At 53.0% G+C, this 20,171-nt stretch carries 21 protein-coding genes and 1 other RNA gene; 11 read left to right on the forward strand and 11 right to left on the reverse strand.

Annotation, left to right across the window (positions count from 1 at the left end; all coding sequences use genetic code 11):
• Positions 1-117 precede the first annotated feature (117 nt).
• The 3 genes from NYE69_RS14125 to NYE69_RS14135 all read right to left on the reverse strand — a co-directional run bounded on the left by NYE69_RS14125 (position 118) and on the right by NYE69_RS14135 (position 2,693).
• A complete protein-coding gene (locus NYE69_RS14125; protein ID WP_213510666.1) occupies positions 118-1,311 on the reverse strand; it encodes a putative glycoside hydrolase in 1,194 nt (397 codons plus the stop codon).
• A 184-nt stretch (positions 1,312-1,495) separates the two neighbouring features.
• The gene (locus tag NYE69_RS14130; protein WP_155621168.1) at positions 1,496-1,696 is read right to left on the reverse strand and encodes a hypothetical protein; all 201 of its coding nucleotides are present in this window, start codon (positions 1,694-1,696) and stop codon (positions 1,496-1,498) included.
• 169 nt (positions 1,697-1,865) lie between these two features.
• On the reverse strand, positions 1,866-2,693 hold the full coding sequence (locus NYE69_RS14135; RefSeq protein ID WP_036624263.1) for a YitT family protein: 828 nt from the start codon (positions 2,691-2,693) through the stop codon (positions 1,866-1,868).
• Between the two features lie 231 nt (positions 2,694-2,924).
• On the opposite strand from NYE69_RS14135, the gene NYE69_RS14140 reads away from it, so the two are divergent.
• Entirely contained in the window at positions 2,925-4,487 is a 1,563-nt protein-coding gene (locus NYE69_RS14140) for a DEAD/DEAH box helicase (protein WP_036624262.1), read from the forward strand.
• Between the two features lie 56 nt (positions 4,488-4,543).
• Here NYE69_RS14140 and NYE69_RS14145 read toward each other — a convergent pair whose 3' ends face one another.
• Positions 4,544-4,648, reverse strand: coding sequence for a sporulation protein YjcZ (locus NYE69_RS14145; protein WP_082207865.1), 105 nt, complete (start codon positions 4,646-4,648; stop codon positions 4,544-4,546).
• 179 nt (positions 4,649-4,827) lie between these two features.
• Here NYE69_RS14145 and NYE69_RS14150 point away from each other — a divergent pair, with 179 nt between their 5' ends.
• From NYE69_RS14150 to NYE69_RS14160, 3 genes are all read left to right on the forward strand, one after another.
• The gene (locus tag NYE69_RS14150) at positions 4,828-5,631 is read left to right on the forward strand and encodes a YesL family protein (protein ID WP_340926668.1); all 804 of its coding nucleotides are present in this window, start codon (positions 4,828-4,830) and stop codon (positions 5,629-5,631) included.
• Between the two features lie 107 nt (positions 5,632-5,738).
• Positions 5,739-5,928, forward strand: a non-coding RNA gene (gene ssrS / locus NYE69_RS14155) — 6S RNA.
• Between the two features lie 175 nt (positions 5,929-6,103).
• Positions 6,104-6,502, forward strand: coding sequence for a DUF1499 domain-containing protein (locus NYE69_RS14160; RefSeq protein ID WP_036624260.1), 399 nt, complete (start codon positions 6,104-6,106; stop codon positions 6,500-6,502).
• Positions 6,503-6,619: 117 nt separating this feature from the next.
• On the opposite strand, the gene tpx is transcribed toward NYE69_RS14160, so the two are convergent.
• Positions 6,620-7,141, reverse strand: a complete 522-nt coding sequence (tpx, locus tag NYE69_RS14165; RefSeq protein WP_328272774.1) for a thiol peroxidase — start codon at positions 7,139-7,141, stop codon at positions 6,620-6,622.
• Positions 7,142-7,249: 108 nt separating this feature from the next.
• Here tpx and NYE69_RS14170 point away from each other — a divergent pair, with 108 nt between their 5' ends.
• Positions 7,250-7,864 carry a rhomboid family intramembrane serine protease gene (locus NYE69_RS14170; protein ID WP_328272786.1) on the forward strand — a complete coding sequence of 205 codons (615 nt, stop codon included), beginning with the start codon at positions 7,250-7,252 and terminating at the stop codon, positions 7,862-7,864.
• A gap of 100 nt (positions 7,865-7,964) precedes the next feature.
• Positions 7,965-8,876 (forward strand): LysR family transcriptional regulator, encoded by a 912-nt coding sequence (locus NYE69_RS14175; protein ID WP_036628467.1) that lies wholly within the window; start codon positions 7,965-7,967, stop codon positions 8,874-8,876.
• Between the two features lie 94 nt (positions 8,877-8,970).
• Here the strand turns inward: NYE69_RS14175 and NYE69_RS14180 are convergent, their stop codons facing one another.
• From NYE69_RS14180 to NYE69_RS14195, 4 genes are all read right to left on the reverse strand, one after another.
• Positions 8,971-9,669: a zinc metallopeptidase gene (locus tag NYE69_RS14180; protein ID WP_340926669.1), complete on the reverse strand. Its 699-nt coding sequence runs from the start codon at positions 9,667-9,669 to the stop codon at positions 8,971-8,973.
• Positions 9,670-9,742: 73 nt separating this feature from the next.
• Entirely contained in the window at positions 9,743-10,168 is a 426-nt protein-coding gene (locus NYE69_RS14185; RefSeq protein WP_328272770.1) for a MerR family transcriptional regulator, read from the reverse strand.
• A gap of 114 nt (positions 10,169-10,282) precedes the next feature.
• Entirely contained in the window at positions 10,283-10,834 is a 552-nt protein-coding gene (locus NYE69_RS14190) for a DinB family protein (protein ID WP_328272769.1), read from the reverse strand.
• 20 nt (positions 10,835-10,854) lie between these two features.
• The gene (locus tag NYE69_RS14195) at positions 10,855-11,601 is read right to left on the reverse strand and encodes a DUF2087 domain-containing protein (RefSeq protein WP_340926670.1); all 747 of its coding nucleotides are present in this window, start codon (positions 11,599-11,601) and stop codon (positions 10,855-10,857) included.
• Between the two features lie 347 nt (positions 11,602-11,948).
• On the opposite strand from NYE69_RS14195, the gene NYE69_RS14200 reads away from it, so the two are divergent.
• From NYE69_RS14200 to NYE69_RS14210, 3 genes are all read left to right on the forward strand, one after another.
• Complete coding sequence (locus tag NYE69_RS14200; RefSeq protein ID WP_036624254.1) at positions 11,949-13,349, forward strand: ammonium transporter; 1,401 nt, start codon at positions 11,949-11,951, stop codon at positions 13,347-13,349.
• Positions 13,350-13,414: 65 nt separating this feature from the next.
• On the forward strand, positions 13,415-14,506 hold the full coding sequence (locus tag NYE69_RS14205) for a DUF294 nucleotidyltransferase-like domain-containing protein (protein WP_340926672.1): 1,092 nt from the start codon (positions 13,415-13,417) through the stop codon (positions 14,504-14,506).
• Positions 14,503-15,234: an exonuclease domain-containing protein gene (locus NYE69_RS14210; RefSeq protein ID WP_036624252.1), complete on the forward strand. Its 732-nt coding sequence runs from the start codon at positions 14,503-14,505 to the stop codon at positions 15,232-15,234. The genes NYE69_RS14205 and NYE69_RS14210 overlap by 4 nt, the downstream gene beginning before the upstream one ends.
• Before the next feature lie 475 nt (positions 15,235-15,709).
• Here NYE69_RS14210 and NYE69_RS14215 read toward each other — a convergent pair whose 3' ends face one another.
• The gene (locus NYE69_RS14215; RefSeq protein ID WP_328272385.1) at positions 15,710-16,186 is read right to left on the reverse strand and encodes a M67 family metallopeptidase; all 477 of its coding nucleotides are present in this window, start codon (positions 16,184-16,186) and stop codon (positions 15,710-15,712) included.
• Between the two features lie 120 nt (positions 16,187-16,306).
• On the opposite strand from NYE69_RS14215, the gene NYE69_RS14220 reads away from it, so the two are divergent.
• The gene (locus NYE69_RS14220) at positions 16,307-16,897 is read left to right on the forward strand and encodes a TlpA family protein disulfide reductase (RefSeq protein ID WP_328272386.1); all 591 of its coding nucleotides are present in this window, start codon (positions 16,307-16,309) and stop codon (positions 16,895-16,897) included.
• Positions 16,898-16,982: 85 nt separating this feature from the next.
• Here the strand turns inward: NYE69_RS14220 and cimA are convergent, their stop codons facing one another.
• Positions 16,983-18,602, reverse strand: a complete 1,620-nt coding sequence (cimA, locus tag NYE69_RS14225) for a citramalate synthase (protein ID WP_328272387.1) — start codon at positions 18,600-18,602, stop codon at positions 16,983-16,985.
• Between the two features lie 188 nt (positions 18,603-18,790).
• Between cimA and NYE69_RS14230 the strand changes: the two genes are divergently transcribed.
• On the forward strand, positions 18,791-20,098 hold the full coding sequence (locus NYE69_RS14230; RefSeq protein ID WP_340926673.1) for a DNA polymerase IV: 1,308 nt from the start codon (positions 18,791-18,793) through the stop codon (positions 20,096-20,098).
• Positions 20,099-20,171 lie beyond the last annotated feature (73 nt).

A 20,171-nucleotide genomic window follows, 5' to 3' on the forward strand; every position in this document is an offset into this window, starting at 1 on the left:
CCCGGGTCCGGTTTGCTCGATGATCCCGGGCGCTTATGGACCGGGTTTGGTTGGATGGTTTACCGTTAATTTCCCTATTAAGTAGTCTGGCCGCAAATGTTGCAGCATAACGTTTTTTTACTTATAGGACACGCCCTCCGTATACCGGTTGGACGCGTTCCATAACAGGTACTCGTCGACGTTCATGTCGCGCAGCGCGCGGATTTGCTCTTCAACTTCATGTTTGCCGTATTTTATATAATGTCCTTTCCCCAGCCAGCTCGCCGTAAAATCCTGAATCCACGGACGTACGATCGGCTGCTCCTCGCCCAGCGGGGCCAGTTTGTCCTGGGTATCCTTGATGGCTCCTTTGATCGTCTGGTACGGCGCTTTGTCGGGATCTTTGGCGTTGAACCAGCCCGTCGAATAATGGCTCGGGTAGATCATCGGGCAGATGATGTTGACCTGGTCTGAGATTTTGACAAAATCCTGGCCGATGCCCTCCGCGGCCGGCACCGATGCCGCATAGCCGAAAATATCGACCGAAACGCGGATGCCGAGCGGCTCCAACTGCTCTTTGGCGTATTTCACGAACGAGGAGACGGCGTCCACGCGGCTCATCTCGCTTTTTTCATAGTTTAACGAATCGGCTCTTTTCTCAAAACCTTCCGGGAAACGCACGTAATCGAACTGGATTTCTTTAAAGCCGAGTTTGGCCGCTTCCTTGGCGATTTCGATGTTGTAGTCCCACACCTCTTTGCTGTACGGGTTGACGAAGCTGTCGCCGCCTCCGTTGCTCCACACGGAGCCGTCTTTTTGCACAAACGAATATTCCGGATGCTTTTTGGCCAAAATCGTATCCTTGAATACAACAATCCGGGCGATCGGGTAAATGTCGTGTTTTTCCAGCCGCTCCATCAAGGCCCCGATGTCGCGAATGAACGGCTGGGCTTTTCCCAGCTTGTTCAGCTCGGGATTTTCCGTTTTGTAAGTGATGTAGCCCGAATCGTCTTTAATGTCGATGACCATGGCGTTCAGCTCCGTCTTATCGACGAGGTCGACCAGCTCGTTCATGCGCGAGCCTCCCGCGCTGTACGCCGTGACATATATCCCCTTCACTTTGGGCGCCTCCCCCAGCGAAGCGGCCTTCACTTCGGCAGGGGTTAACGGATCGTCGATCCGGCCGGCGGCCAGGTTGGCGGCCATCGTTTGCACGACTGCTGGAAGAATGGATTCCGGTCGGCCGTTCCCCGCGGCTTGATCCGCCGCCGGCTGCACACCTCCATTCCCCATACTCATAACTAGCAGCAGCAGCGTCCAGATGATATTCATTTTCCCTTTCCTCTCCCTTGTATACACTCGCTTTTGATTATATCGGAAGGAGGGCTGTCAGAGGGAAACAGGATTGTCACTATTGGAAATATTTTTAAAAGTTTCATAGATTGCCGCGCAAAAAAGGCCGCTTCTCTCGCCGCAGCAAAAGAAACGACCGGGTGTTGCGTTTGTTTATCGCTTTTCAATGAAGAAAAGCCGGGTTTTGGTGCTCGCAGATGCTGAATTGAATGATCTCCAGCGCGTCCTGCGGTTCCAAGATGGTCAAGCCATCCCGGAGGACGATCATCGAATCAAGTTCCTTCTGCTTCAAGAAAGGCAGCATGTCAGGGAACCACTTCATGACGATCTGTTCCAGTTTTACCGTTTCCATTTCCACATTCATCACCCTTTCCACTTAAGAAATATTCACCCCGGAATGTTCCTAAATCGGAAAAGCACAAAGCCTGTGAAAGCAGGTAAAGCTGATATTTATGGAATTGACGAAGGAACCGCTTAGTTCATTATAGCAGAGAAACCGGCGCTTGAAAACGGAGGATCGTTCCATAAACCGGTCATCTTCGGCGGAAGGAACCCATGATCCCGACGGTCTCCACGATATTGACGAACGCCTGCGGATCGGTTTGCTTGATGATTTCCCGCAGCTCGGTCAGTTCGTATCTCGTCGTCACCGTCATCAGCATATCTTTTTCCTTATGGGAGAAAGCGCCCTCCGTTCTAATCTTCGTCACCCCGCGGGGCAGGGTCAGCAGCCGCTGCACCATCGCTTCGGTTTTGTCGGTCACGATAAACAAAGTAATTTTGATATGGCTGACATGAATGAGATCGACGACTTTGCCGGTGATGTAAATCGAAATCATCGAGGCCAGCGCGAGATCCCAGTTGCCCTCCAAATATCCCATCGCCAGAATGACGCTGGCGTTCAGGCCGACCAGCACGTTGCCGACCGGAAAATCGCGATACCGGGTAATGATCGAGCCGATGATATCGAACCCTCCGGACGATCCGCCTACCCGGAAGGAAATCCCGCTGCCGATCCCCACGAGCACGCCGCCGAATACGGCGGAAATCAGCGTATCGGAAGCGAGCAGCTTGTCCGGCGTCGGGATGAGTTCAATGAACCAGGTGGCTCCGGCTACCGACAGGATGCTTAGTCCGACGAAACGTCTGCCGAGCAAAAACAGGCCGGCGATCAGAATCGGCGCGTTGTAGGCCAGATACATCGTGCTGATGCCAAGCGGCGAAAAATACGCCGTAAGCATGGCCAATCCGGATACGCCGCCGCTTAGCAAATGGAGCGGAACGAGGAACAAATTGAAGCCCGCGGCGATCAGGAGCGCTCCAAGCAGAATGACCGCGGCATTTCGAATTTCTTTAATCATGGATCTTCACCTCGGAAATAATAGAAGTATCCCAACCTGCTTGCTGGTGTTCCATTTATGTTTTGTGCTATAATGTTTGAGATATTCTTGAGTAGGGAACCTTTTCGGTTATTACAATAGAGCGATATGTAAAAATTACAGGCTGTTTGGACAGTCTATAAACGTTTAGCGCTACTTAAGAATACAGTTAAGCCGGTGGGAATGTCCACTATATAGAAGGAGTAGAACAAGTTGAGCACATTTGCAGAATTCGGCCTAGAGCCTAAAGTATTACAAGCCATCACGGAACTCGGTTTTGAGGAAGCGACGCCGATCCAGTCCAAATCGATCCCGATCGCCTTGACCGGACGCGATTTAATCGGACAAGCCCAAACGGGGACGGGGAAAACGGCGGCGTTTGGCCTTCCGCTGATCCATAAAATCCCGAAGGAAGAAGACCGCATCGTAGCCCTGGTCATGACGCCGACCCGTGAACTCGCCATTCAGGTCGCCGAGGAAATCGGCAAGCTTTCCCGCTTCAAAGGCATACGCTCCCTTCCGATCTACGGCGGACAAGATATCGTACGCCAAATTCGCGCTTTGAAGAAGAGACCCCAAATCATTATCGGCACGCCGGGCCGTTTGCTTGACCACATTAACCGGAAAACGATCAAACTCGACGATGTACAGACCGTCGTTCTCGATGAAGCGGATGAAATGCTGGATATGGGCTTTATGGACGACATTCAGTCGATCCTGAAGCTTGTGCCGGAAGAACGGCAGACGATGTTATTCTCGGCCACGATGCCGGCGAATATCCAAAAGCTGGCGCAGCAGTTCCTGAAAAATCCGGAGCATGTCTCCGTCATTCCTAAGCAGGTTAGCGCGCCGCTGATCGATCAAGCCTACATCGAAGTGCACGAGCGCCAGAAATTCGACGCTTTGACCCGCTTGCTGGATATGGAATCGCCGGAACTGGCGATCGTGTTCGGCCGGACCAAACGCCGGGTTGACGAACTTTCGGAAGCTCTGCAAAAACGCGGTTATTCCGCCGACGGGCTGCACGGCGACTTGTCGCAGAACCAGCGCGACAACGTGATGCGCAAGTTCCGCGACGGCAGCATCGATGTGCTGGTGGCTACGGACGTAGCGGCGCGCGGGCTGGACGTATCCGGCGTAACCCATGTCGTCAACTTCGACCTGCCGCAGGATCCGGAAAGCTATGTGCACCGGATCGGCCGGACCGGGCGCGCGGGCAAGGAAGGGGCCGCCTACTCGTTTGTGACGCCGCGGGAAATCGACCATCTGCATTTTATCGAGCGCATCACGCGCCATAAAATCACCCGCAAACCTCTGCCGAGCATCGCCGAAGCGATCGAAGGCAAGCAGCGGATCACCGCGGAGCGCCTGCTGGAGCTTGTTGAAGCCGGCGAACTGAATGAATATAAAGGCATCGCCATTCAGCTGCTGGAGCAGTACGATTCGGTGAACCTGCTGGCGGCGGCATTCAAGCTGATTACCGGGGATAAAACGGAAAATTCGGCGATCGAATTAACGCCGGAAGAACCGATCCGGGTAAAACGCCGCAATCCGGACATCCGGTCCAGCGGGCGCAAGCCATCGGGATACGGCAGCCGCGGCGGAGGGTACCGCCGGGACAACCGCGAGGGCGGCAGCCGCGGCGGTTATGGTTCCAAAGGAGGCTACGGCCGGGACGGCGGGCGCGACTCCTACCGTTCCTCCGATCGCAAACCTCGCTCCGGCGGCGACCGCAGACCTTCCAAATACAGCGAAAACAAATCTTTTGACAATTGACAAAACAAAGAAGGCGGAGATTATCTCCGCCTTCTTTGTTTCATCTGTGCTTTGAATTAGATGAACAGCGAACGGCTCACAATAACGAGCAGAATAAACAATACCAGAATTACACCTGTAGAAGTAAAGAAACCTCCTCCAAATCCCAAACCTGCAGACATGAGATAACCTCCTTTAAAAATTTGAGATGTTTTGTGGTTACGGTATATAGTATGGCAGACCCCATGCATGGGATTAGACGCCAACCCATAATCGTCAAATTAGGCGCTGGAATGGGATGGACGAATCATGTATAGTTAAGATAGACGGAAACAAACTATGCTCGAGAGGAGATTTTTGCTTGGAATACAAAGGTTTTATGGGCGGTTTTTATAAAATCACCGAATGGATTATGAGGATCTCAGGCAGCAATCTGCTGTGGCTCCTGTGTTCATCTCCGTTTTTGTTTTTCCTGCTGACGAAGCTGCTGTTGCTGCAAAGCCCTGACGCGCCCCAGGAAAATCTGACGTTATGGGCGATGGGGATATTGGCACCGTTTACATTGTTTCCCGCCACGGCCGCGCTGTTTTCGGTGACGCGGAAATGGGTGATGGGCGAGGCCGATCTAAGCATCATCAAGGTGTATTTCAAAGGATATAAGGAAAATTATAAGCAAAGCATGCTGGGCGGAATTTTCTATACGCTTTTGATCGTGATTATGTACGTGGACTACACGGTATACATGAACCAAATCAGCAATATGCAGATTATCGGCATGATCATGCTGTTTTTGCTGTTTCTGCTGCTTTTGTCCCTGTTCAACTTTTTCTCCCTGGTGGCGCATTACCATTTGGGCGCGGTCCAACTGATCAAAAACGCGATTTTGTTCACGATCATCCGTCCGTTCCGCACGTTGTCCACGCTGATTTGCGCGGTGGTGCTCGGGTTTTTGACGATGCGCTTCGGCTGGCTGATCCTGTTCGGCTTCGGCAGCCTGACGGCGCTGGTCGCTTTTTACAACTTCTACATCGCGTACAATAAAATCCAGGAGAAAGTGGAGAAAATGCGCCAGGCGGAAGAGGAATCAAACGGCATAAACTTGTCCAAAACCGATGACGATCTGGAGCTGAACCTGCCGGCGGGCGAAGACAAGGAGAAGGACTAAAGCGGTTTGATAACTTGCTTTCCCGCCCTTTAAACCGCTTTCAAATTTTCTTTGTTTTTCCATCCGGCCTTGGTTTACATTTCGATGATGAAGCACTATAATAGGTTTACGTCCTGCGATGTGCGTTGCGGTTTCATGTTGTTTTGAACCAATGACAATGTCTCGGGAGACCTATATTGCGGCGCGGCTGAAAGGCCCTATCCACCGGATGAGGGGACTTCAAAAACGTCGTTGCGGTCACCCACCTGCGGGTGCAGGTTCGAGACAGCGTAACCGGACGGCATAGGCGGGTCTACATACGAAACGCGAACTGCACCTTGTCCTCTTTTTGCACAAAAGGGAACGGGGTGCTTTTTTTGTTGCGCGCTATCTGCGGCGCTCGCTTTTGTTTGTCTTCCAACAATGTTAAACTATGAATAAAGAAAACGCATACCCTAAAGGTTTTTTAAGGATCGTGAAGGAGGAAGAACAGTTGTCATTGAAGCGAACGTTGACGGGAATATTCCGGAGCCAGGAAGGAACGAGCGATCGCGCCAAGGTGCCCGAACTGAAAACGAGATATTACCAGCTTTCGAAAGAGAAGCTCTGGGACGAAGTGTCATCCACGCTCAAAAAAATCCCGGGGTACAAGGTGCTGCACGAGGTGCCGAACGTCGGCGAAATTACGCTGGAGAAACGCACCGCCTTTGGGAGAACGATGGACATAACGGTGTCGATCGTCGGCACGGGGCCGGTCCGCAGCGCGGTGGACATTTATTCCGCGACGCGCGGGTCGCTTGGCGATTTGGGGGCAAACTACCGTACGATTCTGCATCTGTTTTCCGTTCTGGACAAGAAGCTGTCCGCGTATAAAGTGTCCTCATCTACATAATGTACGCCAGTAACAAGCTTGCCGTATGGACGCCGAAGCTTCAAAGGTGCGCCGCCATACATCAAAAAAGCGAGCAGGGAGAGTTCTCTCCTACTCGCTTTTCATTTTGACTCCGGTTTAGGACAGCAACGCTTTAACGGCCGCTACCGGCTTGTCGTAATCGGGATGCTCGGTCATTTCACCCAGCACTTGAACGTATTGGATTTTGTTCTCCTTATCCACTACGAACACGGCGCGCATATCGAGCGCGAACTCTTTGATGAGAACGCCGTATGCTTTGCCGAAGGAATTGTCTTTGTAATCGGACAACGTAACGACGCGGTCAACGCCGGCGGCGCCGCACCAGCGGGCTTGGGCGAAAGGAAGATCCGCGCTGACGGTCAGCACAACGACATCGTCGCCCAAACCGGAGGCTTCCTCGTTAAAGCGGCGGGTTTGCGCGTCGCATACGCCCGTATCCAAAGAAGGGACGACGCTGATCAGCTTGATTTTGCCGGCAAAGTCCTGAAGGGTTGCTTCCTCCAGCAGATTTTTATTCAAGCGGAAGTCTGGGGCCGTGTCGCCAACCTTGAGCTCCGGTCCGACCAGGGTAAGCGGATTGCCTTTGAATGTAGCTACGTTTGCACGTTCTTGCGCCATGTACATTTCCTCCTAAACAGATGGATTTATTCATTCAAAATTAATTATAATCTTTTTAAAAAGAAAATGTCCAACATCAGGAAAAAAAGAATGCAAAGGATGGATCCGATGATTTTTATCCGCTATGAAAACTGGAGAAGTTATATCCGTTACTTTCCCGTGACCTGCTTGCTATTGGCCGCGAACATCATCATGTTTCTCGTTTTGACCGTTAACGGGGGATCGCTAAACACCGATACGCTGCTGAAATATGGCGCGATAGCCAATTTCGGACCGTTCGAGCACGAGTGGTGGCGGCTGTTCACGGCGATGTTCCTGCACATGGGCTTCGGCCATCTGTTTTCCAATTCTTTCGCGATTCTCGTGTTTGCCCCGCCGCTGGAGCGGCTGCTTGGCCACTGGCGCTACGCGCTGCTGTATCTCGGCAGCGGCATCGTCGGCAATCTGCTCAGCTTCGGGATGTATCAGCAATCGGGGGAGCTGCACCTTTCCGTCGGCGCTTCAGGCGCCGTCTACGGGGTGTACGGGGCGTTTTTGTACATCGCCCTGCTCCAGCGCCACCTGATGGACGAAAGCTCGCGCAAGACCCTTTACAGTTTGCTGATCGTCGGTGTCATTTTTTCGCTGGTGGCCCCCAAAATCAACTGGATGGCGCATTTCGGCGGGCTTGTCGGCGGCTTTTTCATCTACGGATTGATTATCCGAGTGTTAAAACGGCGTTGAACCGGGGGCGGGGAAATGGTACATTTATGTTAAAAAGCCTTATTTTTTAAAAGCCCTAATTCGGATTATCAGTGGATGCGAAATGGAGCGATCAGAACTCGTGGAATTAAGACAATTGCAATATTTTGTGAAAGTGGCCAGAAAAGAACATGTTACGCAGGCGGCCGAAGAGCTGCATGTGGCGCAATCTGCCGTAAGCCGGCAAATCCACCAGCTTGAGCAGGAACTGGGCGTCAATCTGTTTATGCAGAAGGGAAGAAACCTGCATCTGACGGCCGTCGGGCAGCTGTTCTGCAGCCGGGTGGAGACGATTCTGAAGGATTTGGACCGGGCGGTGAACGAGGTTCACGAGTTTATCGACCCGGAGCAAGGGGAAATCCGGCTCGGATTTCCGAATAGTCTGGGCATTCATATCATTCCCAGCGTCGTGGCGGAATTCCGCAAGCTGTATCCCAACGTGAAATTCCGTTTCCGCCAGGGAACCTACCCCACGTTAATCCGTGACGTCGTCTCGGGAGAAGTGGATCTGGCCTTTATTTCTCCGTTTCCGGAAAATCATGACCAAGTGACGGGCAATGTGGTGCTGACCGAGGATTTGGTGGCGATTTTGCCGCCGGGACATCCCTTGGCCGGGGAGCAGAGCATCAAGCTCAGCCAGCTGAAAGACGAGAAGTTTATTTTGTTCAGCAAAGGCTATTCCCTGCGGCCGATCGTTTGGCATGCCTGTCTGGAAGCGGGATTTACCCCGAAAATCGCTTTTGAAGGGGAGGAGACCGACACCATCCGGGGGCTGGTGGCCGCCGGTATGGGCGTCAGTCTGCTGCCGGAGATGGCGCTGTTTCAAAGCTTTACGCTTCAGCCCAGCCGGGTGCGGATTTCCGAGCCGAAGGTGACGCGAACGATCGGACTTATCCATAGGATGGATGAAAAGCTGCCGCTGGTGGCCCAGTCGTTCCGGGTGTTTTTGCTGGAATATTTCGGACTGCAGGTCGATACACCGCCGGCCCAATAGCAGTGCTCAAATCTTTGCCGAAACAAAACAAGCGCCAGCGGCCGGGGAAGATCGATCCCCAGACCGCTGGCGCTTGTTTTTGTAAAATGAACGGCTAGTTGTCTTCGCGGCTGCTCGTGCCGCCGAAGAAGATCAAAGCATAGCGGAACAGCTCGAGTAAGGAAACCAGCGCGGCGGCGACATAGGTCAGTGCGGCGGCGTTCAATACTTTGGCAACGCCGCGTGTTTCGTCGTGCGTAATGAACCCTTGCTGCACCATGATTTCCTTGGCCCGGTTGCTGGCGTTGAACTCGACCGGGAGCGTAACGAGCTGAAACAAAACCGCGGCCGAGAAGAAAATTACGCCGATGCCGACCAGATTGTACGCTCCGAACAAGAATCCGGCGAGAAGCAGAAACGGAGCGACGCCGGAAGCGAAGTTGACGACGGGGAACATCCGGTGGCGCAGCACCAGCATCGGATATTTCTGCTTGTGCTGAATCGCGTGGCCCACTTCGTGGCAAGCCACCGCCACGGCCGAGATCGATCTTTCATAATATACCGGCTCCGACAAACGGACGACGCGGTGAATCGGATCGTAGTGGTCCGACAGGGCGCCGGGGACCGGTTCGATCGGTACATCGTACAGCCCGTTGGCGTCAAGCATCCGTCTGGCGGCGTCATGTCCGGTCAAGCCGTACATGTTGGCCACCTGCGCGTATTTGTTGAAGGTGCCCTTGACCCGAAACTGCGCCCACAGCGACAAGGCGAAGGCAAGAAGAATCGGGATCAGCATAACGTCTGAATATAACATGCATCATTCCTCCATTTAGGATTAAAGTTGCTCGTTGATGAGTCAGAGGCTTCCTGCTGCAGGCAATTATACGTTATGAAAAAGGGCCGTGATTGATCAGGAACCGGAGCGCTTCCATGCAGGCGAGGCTTTGCGGCATCAGGTGCGCAAAGGCGCGTTTCACCTGGTTCGGCTGCAGATTGGAGATCAAGGGCTCCAATTCTTTAACCTCTCTTTGCAGCTGCTGCAGGTGAAGTTCCAGCGAACTCAGCTTCTCGGACACCTGTTCCTCGTGCGTGACGCGATCCCACTGCTCCAGCTTTTCACGGATTTCTTCCAGCGTATATTTCTCCTGCTTCATTTGATTAATACGTTCCAGTCTGGTCAAGGTTTCAGCGCTGTATAAACGGTAATTTTTCTGCGTCCGTTTCTCCGGGGAAATCAGCCCAAGCTTGGTGTAATAATCGATCGTGCGCTCGCTGACGTGTGCGGCCTTGGCCAGTTCCCCGATCCGGTACATTTTCTTTACTCCAATATGATCACCTCTCCCGCCTATCCAATGCTTATATTTATATCTTATGCATATTTATGATACCGATCATTAAGCGTACAGTCAAACGTCATACTTTATTTTTTATAGTAGCTGCGGCTGGGAAGCGTAAAGAAATCGGCAGTACCCGATTTCGGCGGCATTTTTCATGAGCTCCAAATTAAGCCAAGCGGACAGTTCATAAAACGGTTTGCCGCTAAAAGGCCATTTTGTTCGATCATCTGTGTGCCATTCATCATTTGACAATCGGTCCGTTGCAGCTTCCCATTGCTTTTTTAACTGAAGGATTTTGTCATTTGCTTCTTTGGCGCTCCCGGGGCAGGGGATATTCTCACGAGTCAACGTTCCGTCTCCGAATGAATGGTCAAGAACCATGGACCACCAGAAAATAATATGCCATGTAAGCCAGGTTATGCTGGCGGGACCAATCTCGTATCCTTCAAATTCCGGCCAATCTGCACGCAAGTACCCCGATTCATTCACAAAATGAAGCCCCGTTGAGGCGGGTCTCCAGAAATATTCGTCGTCTGTAAGCCCGGTTAAATGGATATCCAGCATTTGAGATGAGATCTGGTACTGGAAATGGAGGGCGCTTTGAATGGCGTTTGCAGAGTGCTGCAGATTCTTATCTTTCATGTTACATTCCTCCTGACTTTCTAATTAAGCCAATATTCTTGACCATCATCGGTTCTCCCCATAAACCCGTAGTCAACCAGATACCGTCTGATTACTGCGTAATCCTCATAAATTTCTTTCAAAATATGATTTAATTCTGTTTCGGAATACCGTTTGTCAGGCTGAAACTGTTCTGCAATTTTGGATAAGACGACAATTTTTTTCTTTTCCTTGGCAGGAAACTTTATCAATTTTAACGGAGATAAGCTTTCAAAGGCTGTTTTTAAGGTTTGATCCCTTTCTTTTTCCGTAGTGACGTACCGATCATCTACCATCGTTGCATGGTCATGAACCGGCACAATCGCATCTTCCATGGATGGCTTCTTCGCCATGACTTGTTCGTAAACGGCCAAATACATTTTGGCCTGTTTCGCTTTTTCGCGGAACATAAACCTTTGATGTCTTACCGTGGATAGGGAAACTCCAAGTTTAGCAGCGATTTCTTTGTCGGTTAGTCCTGAATACATAAACCATAACAATTGCTTTTGATTGTCCGTAAAGTTATTGTATTTTGATTCTGTATCAAGCAGTTGTTTCAAATTATCGCCGTGTTCAGTCTCCGCATGTATGCCGGCGGCTCGAACTGCTTCGAAGAAGCGATTGTTGAACCTATAAATCTCCCCGGTTTCAAACGTCTTTCCGCAGATGTTGCAAATATAGGAATGATTCTCCTCTTGAAAACTAAATCCCCGTTTAAGATCCTCTACTGATAGCCGGTCAATTTCCATGATTATCATAACTCCTATTCATTGATTCGTTTATTTATTTTATAAATGAATTATATTTTTGTTTATTAATATAGTCAACATAATGAAATAAATTATTAAATTGCCGCAAAAATTGGGCTGCAAACCTTCAAGTATCCTCGCTGAAGCCGTTCGGTCGTGAGGATGATGAAATTTTCGGCCAGCTTCATACAAAATACGTGTATATAAACATTACATATCATGTTAGTTTACATGCGATTAATCAATTTTTTTCAAAAAAACTATTGTCATATCTGCTTCTTTAGTCTTATAATCACTTTAACAATTCATTTTGTGTTAGGAAACATAACATTAGGGGAGTGTGTAAGATGAAAAAGAAATGGCTCTATGGTCTATTGGCATCGGCAGCAATATTTGCATTTCCGGTCTCGGCTTATGCAGCGGAAGGGGAGATTACCGCACCGGTGCTTGAGCTGGGCTTGAACTCATTGTTTGTTTTCGTCGCGGCGATGCTGGTATTTTTCATGCAAGCCGGATTCGCCTTGCTGGAGGCGGGCACGGTCCGGATGAAAAACGCCGGCCACGTAGCGGGTAAAACGGTGCTGACGCTGGGCATTGCCGTGCTTGCCTGGTGGCTGCTCGGCTTCGGCTTCGCATTCGGCGACGGCAACAGCTTCCTGGGAACAACCGGGTTCCTGTTTGGAGGCGCGGGGGATATCGGTTCGTTCAGCGTTTTTGCGGAAAACGGCGTCCCGCTTAACCTTAACTTTCTGTTCCAAATGGCTTTTGCGGCCGTATCGCTGGCCATCGCTTGCGGCGGTATGGCGGAACGCGCCAAGCTTAGTGTATATATCGTTTTCGGAACGATCTTTATCGTTATTATTTATCCGATCGTGGCTCACTGGGTGTGGGGCGGCGGTTGGCTCGGCAACTTGGGAATGCAGGATTACGCGGGTTCGACCGTCGTCCATCTGACCGGCGCAACGGCGGCGTTTGCGGCAACGATTTTGCTTAAACCCCGTCTTGGCAAATACAACAAAGACGGTAAGCCGAACAATATTCCGGGGCACAACCAAGTATTGACGGTTCTCGGCGTTATCATTTTGTGGATCGGCTGGTTCGGTTTTAACCCGGGCAGTGCCTTGACGCCGCTGAACGATGGATTTTTCGGTTATGTCCTGATGACGACCAACCTGGCCGCTGCAGCGGGCGCTGTGGCCGCTCTGCTGATCTCCTGGGCGGTTATGGGCAAATCCGACATTCCGAGCATGCTGAACGGGGTGCTGGCTGCACTCGTTGCCATCACCGGTTCTTGCGCATTCGTGGACGCTTGGGCTTCGGTCGTGATCGGCGCCGTCGCCGGGATCCTGACGTTCTTCACCGGAAGATGGATCGAGCGCGCCGGCATAGACGATCCGATCTTCGCTGCCTCCGTGCACGGGATCGCCGGGGTATGGGGCGCGATTTCCACGGGGCTGTTCGCCACGCCTGAGCTTGTAGAGAAGACCGGAGTTGGCGCTCCAGGCCTGGTTTACGGCGGCGGATTCGGACAATTGGGAGTTCAGCTCCTTGGGGTTATCGGCACGTTTGCGTTCGTTCTGGTGCTTTCCTTCCTGATTCTTGGGGCCATGAAATGGCTGATGGGGCTGCGCGTGACCGAAGAAGAGGAAACGATGGGCCTTGATATGAGCGAACACGGCACTTACGGTTATCCCGAACAAATGAGTTTGCTGAACAAAAATACTTCTTCCGGCATTCCGGCTGAATAATAATAATGCGAGAATATACCTTATGAAAGCTTGGGGTTCCGGGAACAGGAAGGGAGATGGCGCCCATGAGCCACGAAACGGCGATGAACAGCGGCGGTCTGCAAGCGATCCGGTCGGCATCTTCTCCCGGATCGCTCAGGTCGGCCAGAATCGAGGAGCAGAACCGGCTGCACGCCCGCTTCGCCTCGATGCCGATTCTGGAATGGAACCGCGCGGTTGGGGAAATGCATGACGCCGTCATGGGGCAGGCTTGCCATTTATGCGAAGAGTTGTTGCGGCAGGAGGGCTTTGGCCCTCCTCCTTCACATTATGCTTTCGTTGCATTTGGCAGCGCCGGACGGGCGGAGCAAACGCTGTGGAGCGACCAGGACAACGGCCTGGTTTACGGGGACGGCGATGACGCGGAGAACGCCGCTTATTTCGCAGCGTTCGGGAACAAGCTCTCGCAAATTTTGGAGCAGGCCGGTTATCCTCCGTGCCCGGGCAACGTGATGCTGTCGAACCCGCTGTGGCGGGGCGGTTTGAGCCGTTGGGAGAGGCAGTTCATGGAGTGGCGCGAGGCGCTCGGATGGGAGCAAGTCCGCTACTTGATGATCGCTTCGGACATGCGCCATATCTACGGGGATCAGGCGTTATCCGGCGCTTTGCGCAAAACGATGAAGCGGATTATGGAACTTGATCAAGGGACCGAGCGGGACGTGATTGCCGCGGTTTTGCGCAATACGGTGCGCCACAAAGCCGCGCTCAATATCCTCGGGCAGGTGATTACCGAAGCGGCCGGCGAGCACGCCGGAGATTTTGACGTAAAATACGGCCTCTATATACCGATTGTGAACGCGGTGCGTTATTTTGCCCTGCAATATGGGATCGAGTCTTCCTCGACCGGGGAAAGGATTTCACAGCTGTACCAGCTTGAAGCGGTTCCGGCCCGGTGGCTGGAATCGTGCCGGAAAGCTTTTGCTACGGCGGTTAAATTCCGGTCTATCGCTCCGCCGAAGCTCGAAGACGGGATGTTGACGGGTACCCACTATTTGCCGCAAGCGATGATCAAGCAAAAAGAGCTGCGGCGCGAGCTGCGGGATGCTCTCGGCACAGTCAAGCTGATGTACCGGACGCTGCAGAGACAACATCGGTACGCGGAAAGGAAATGGCTATGAAAGAACCTATGAAAGGAAACGGCGGTTTTTGGGATGCGTTAAAGGCCGGCGGAGTGCCCAGGATCGCTTCGATGCTTGGGGCTCCCAGCGCCCAGCAAATCGCGTTTGTCCGTTCGCTGACCAAAGGGCAGCGGCGCCCGGAGACGCTCCACGTTCCGCTATCGGAACTAAAAACAGCGGTCTTTGACCTGGAGACCACCGGATTTCATTACCATTACGGCGATGAAATCCTGTCCTTCGGGGCCGTCAAAGCGGAAGGGGAGGACATTAGCGAAGAAGTCTACTATTCCCTGACCAAACCGGCCTGCACGATCCCGGAGCGAATCATCGAGCTGACCGGGATTACGCCGGAGATGGTTCAGGATGCGCCGACCCTGCTCGAGGCGCTGCGCGAATTTATGGCGTTTGTGGACGACCGGGTGCTGGTTGCGCACGGAAGCGCTCATGATAAAGCTTTTCTCGATGTGGCGTTGTGGAAAACGTCCAAGGCTCACCTCGGTCACCGGGTGCTCGATACGATGATGATCGCGCGCAAGCTGGAGCCGGACCGGCCGATCTCCGGGCTCGACGAGTGGCTGAATGTATGCGGGATTCCCATTACGCGGCGCCATCATGCTCTGGAAGACGCCAAAATGACGGCGCGGCTGTGGACGGTGCTGATCGGCCGCTTAAGGGATCGGGGGGTAATTACGTTAGGCGATCTGTACACGTTCCTGAGCAAAAACTGATGATAAGGAAGAGTGATTGCTAAGTATAACTTCCTTTTATCGCAAGAGAAACCGCCGGAGAAATTTTCGCTCTATTCATCCGGCGGCCCCTTGGTTTGTAATTCGTGTCTTGGTATCCCTGCATGCCGCTTTGCACGATTATCCCTCTTGTTCAGGGGGGAGAGGGTGGGGGGCTGATCACGGTACTTTCATTTTTCCCGGTGTTTTGCCCCATTCCTCCCGTCAGGTCTGCTTCACTTCTCCATAAACCTCCTGCTCACAAATCTGTCTAACGGTCTCGAACTAACGGTCTCGAAGCAAACGATCTCGAACTAATGGTCTCGAACTAATGATCTCGAACTAACGGTCTCGAACATGTCTGCTGCTCCAAACCTATTTTCTTCTCCTGAATTAATCTTCCTCACTGTTACCGGATCAAACGGGATAATCGCGCAAAGCATCCGGACAGCGGATGTTGATCTGCCGACCAACCCAGCTATGGGTTTAGACTAATCACGTCCTGTCCTCCTACGGATGCGCGTTGCAGCGCATAGCGGCCGTCCGCTTCGCGTACAATGGAATAAGCGTTTAAACTCCAGCCGTCCGGTTCGCCGGGCGGCTTGTCATTTCCCGCAGGCGAGCCGATAAGATAGAGCTGGACTTGGGCGGCGAAATGCTGCAGCTGTTTTAAATCCTCCGGCGAAGGCACAGGCCTTGACGTGGGATGGGTGTGAAAAATCCCTACTAACGACGGATCAAAGCAACTGCGCACCCATTCGTCCGGAGCCAGTTCAAATCTGTGCAGCGGGGCTGGCGACGTATTGGCTACAGGGAGGTAGCCGGTGATGACTGTGAACGGGGATTCCGCGTTCGTGCCGAACAGAAGCCCGCAGCCTTCCTCGGGGAAACAGTTCCGCCCATGTTCAAGCATTTGCCTGCGTATGCCGTCCGGTATAATCCATTTATTTTCCATTCGTTCTCCCGCTTTCCGTGTCCTGCCGCTCCAGGCTGTTTCGAATATTGTAACAAATCGCGAAAAAAGGGTACAATAGCGTAAAAAGAAGGCTATAATAGCCGGAAAAGGAAGAACAGGATGAAACGAAACCGATGGATTTTGTCCGGCGTTCTGCTTGTGCTGCTGGTGCTTGTGTTGATGGACCGGGGCACACAAGAGGGCTGGCGGTCGATCTTTGGCGGGGCCGGTTCCGAAGCGGCAGCCGGGAAAAACGGGCAACCGCTCGCGGCGATGGCTGCGGCAGGAGCGCCGAAGCCGGGCACGCCGTCTCCGTCTTTTTCACTGATGGGGCTCGATGGAAAGCAATATGACGTCGGCGGCAAACGGGATAAACCGCTGCTGCTCAACTTTTGGGCTTCCTGGTGCGATCCTTGCAAGGAAGAGGCCCCGGAGCTGGTCAAGCTTGCGGATAAATACAAGGATTCGCTTGACGTATACGGGGTTAACGTGACGTTTTACGACAAGCTGGACGACGCCAAGGCATTTGTCAAAAATTACGGATATACCTTTCCCGTCTTGCTCGATGAGAAAGAGGAAGTGTACAGCCGGTTTAACGGCGTCGCTTTCCCCACCAATGTGCTGATCGACGAGAACGGCATCATTCAGGACGTCATCCTCGGCGTCATTTCTCCGGAGGAGCTGGAGGCGAAAATTAAAAAGCTGCTGTAAAGCAGGGATTGGCCGGAAAAAAAAGCGCGGGCGGCAGGAGACTTCTCTCCTTGCGCCCGCGCTTTTTGTTTAACCAAACGGCGGATCATTGATTCACCAAACCCGTGCCGGCGTACGGGAGTTCCTCGTAATCCTCGCGTTTCACCTGCCCCAGCAGAGCATACCGGATACTGTCGACCAGCGCTTCCCAGCTCGCTTCGATTACGTTGCTGGATACGCCGACGGTGTTCCAGGAGTTGGTGAAATCCTTGGATTCGATCAATACGCGCACTTTGGAGGCGGTGGCGTCTTTGTCGTCGAGGACGCGGACTTTATAGTCCGACAAATGCATATCCTTCAGCCCCGGATAATACGAAATCAGCGCTTTGCGCAGCGCGTTGTCGAGCGCGTTGACCGGACCGTTGCCTTCGGCGGCCGTATAGACGCTGGCGCCGTCGATGTTCAGCTTGACGAAAGCTTCGGACACAACCGGTCTGTCGGCCGTTTTTTCCACCAGCATTTTAAAAGATTCGAACACGAACAGTTCCTTAAGTTCACCGTTCGCCTGGCGCAGCAGCAGTTCCAGGGAGGCGTCGGCCCCTTCGAATTGATAGCCCTGGTGCTCCAGCTCCTTGATTTTGCTGATCACCGCCCGTGTGCTCTCGTTTTCCGGATCAAAGTCGATGCCCATTTCCTGCGCCTTGGACACGATGTTGCTCTGGCCGGCGAGCTCGGAGACGAGCACGCGCTGGCGGTTGCCGACCAGTTCCGGGGCGATATGCTCGTATGTGCGGGAATCGCGAAGGATCGCCGACACGTGGATGCCGCCTTTGTGCGCAAATGCGGCCGTGCCGACGTAAGGCTGGTTCACCGGCATATGCACATTGGCGATTTCGCTGATGTAGCGCGCCGTATTGGTCAACTGCTTAAGCTGCTCCGGTTCGAGAACCTGGTAGCCCAGCTTGAGCTGCAGATTCGGGATGATCGAGCATAGGTTGGCGTTGCCGCAGCGTTCGCCGTACCCGTTCATCGTCCCCTGAATTTGCGTCGCCCCCGCCCGCACCGCGCTAAGGGAGTTGGCCACCGCCAGCTCGCAGTCGTTATGGGTGTGAATGCCAAGCCGCGATCCGGTGATCGTACCGGCCAGCACGCTGACGATATCGTGCACCTCATGCGGCATCGTTCCGCCGTTCGTATCGCACATGACGAGCCAGTCGGCTCCGGCTTCTTCCGCTTTACGCATGACGGACAAGGCATATTCCGGGTTGTTTTTGTAACCGTCAAAAAAATGCTCGGCGTCGAAAATAACCTCCAGCCCTTGCCGTTTCAAATAAGCGATGGAATCGTAAATCATCGCCAGGTTTTCCTCAAGCGTCGTTTGCAGCGCCGTATGCACGTGGAAGTCCCAAGATTTGCCCACCAGCGTCGCCGCCGGCACGCCGGACTCGATCATACGGTTCAAATTGGCATCATGTTCGGCCAAACTGTCCTTCCGGCGCGTGCTGCCAAAAGCGGTGATTTTCGCCTGAAGCTTGAGCTCCTTGACCCGCTTGAAAAACTCGATGTCTTTGCTGTTGCTGCCCGGAATGCCACCTTCAATGTAATGGACACCCAGCTGATCCAGCTTCCCTGCGATCTTCAACTTGTCGTCCGCTGACAGGCTGATGCCCTCGCCTTGAGTGCCGTCGCGCAAAGTGGTGTCGAAGATGGATAAAGCCTTTGACATGATGGAAGTGTCCCCCTTTGGTTGTTTTCGAAAATACAAGCTCCGTGTGTATTAATTTCTAATTATAGCATCTGCTATTTTAAATGTAACACGCTTTTTGCGAAATTGCATGGTCCAATATTGACCGGCATTCCTTGGAAAGGTATGCTGAGGGGGAGAATAACGAATGATAAACGAGGGGAAGCAACGTGAAAAATGCCGCTGATTATTATCCCGCCCGGGGCAGGGTCATTCTTCATGTCGATATGAACGCCTTCTACTGTTCGGTGCATGAGGCGGAGGAGCCGGAGAAATACCGGAACCGTCCCACGGCCGTGGCCGGCAGCGTCGAACTGCGCAAGGGCGTTATCGTCACCTGCTCCTACACGGCGCGGAAAAGGGGGATTTCCACCGGAATGACGGTCAGCCAGGGACTAAAAAAATGTCCCGAGCTTCTTGTCATTCAGCCGGATTTTCATTTGTACCGTAAATATTCCCGGGCGTTCATGGACATCGCTTACGAATACACGCCTTTGCTGCAGGCGATGTCGATCGACGAATGCTACCTGGATATTACCGGGTCCAAGCAGTTCGGCACGCCGCTGGAGATTGCGGCCCAAATTCAGCAAAGAATTAAAAACGAACTGGACCTTCCCTGCAGCATCGGCGTTGCTCCCAACAAGCTGCTGGCGAAAATGGCCTCCGATATGAAGAAGCCCAACGGCATTACGGTGCTCCGAATCCGCGATGTGCCGCGGCTGTTGTGGGACAAACCTTGTAACGAGTTGTTCGGCGTCGGCCGCAAAACCGCGGAGAAGCTGAAGAAGATGCGGATTTACACGATCGGCCAGCTCGCTGCCGCGGACGAAAACAAGCTGATCGAACGCTTCGGCGTGGCCGGAGCCTGGATGAAGCGGGCGGCGAACGGGATCGACGATTCCCCGGTGAACGACGAACGCGAGAAAAACAAGTCGATCGGCCATACGACGACGCTGCCGGCAGACATCAGCCGGATGGAGGATGTGCAGCGGGTTATGCTGAATTTGGCCGACCAGGTTGCCCGCAGGCTGCGGCGGCAGCAGCTGATGGCGCAAACGGTGCAGATCACGATCCGCACGCCGGATATGAAGACGATCACCCGCTCGCAAAGCCTTGAGACGGTGACCGAGCAGGCGGAGGAAATCTACCGCGAAGCCTGCGAGCTGTACCGGCGGCACTGGAACGAAGATAAACCGGTGCGCCTGCTTGGCATCACGCTGCAAAATCTGGTGCCCAAAGAGGAGGCCGCGCTGCAGCTCGATCTGTTCGATTACGAGCAGCAGCCGAAAAAGGAATCGCTCACGCGGGTAATGGACATGCTGCGCGACAAATTCGGCGAAAACGCCGTTTTGACGGCGGGCATGCTGACCGACGATCCTTCGGCGCTGATCCGCGACCACAAAATTCGCGGCACCTCGCTGCAAACCGACTTTCTCCGGGAACAGCGGGAGAATCATCCTGATTCTCGATTGGAATAATACGGAAAATGAATTGAAATTGCTTTCTATTTATATTATAGTGGTCATGGTGATATAAAACACCGGACTTGTA

The organism is Paenibacillus sp. FSL R5-0527, assembly GCF_038008055.1.
Taxonomy (GTDB): Bacteria; Bacillota; Bacilli; order Paenibacillales; family Paenibacillaceae; genus Fontibacillus; species Fontibacillus macerans.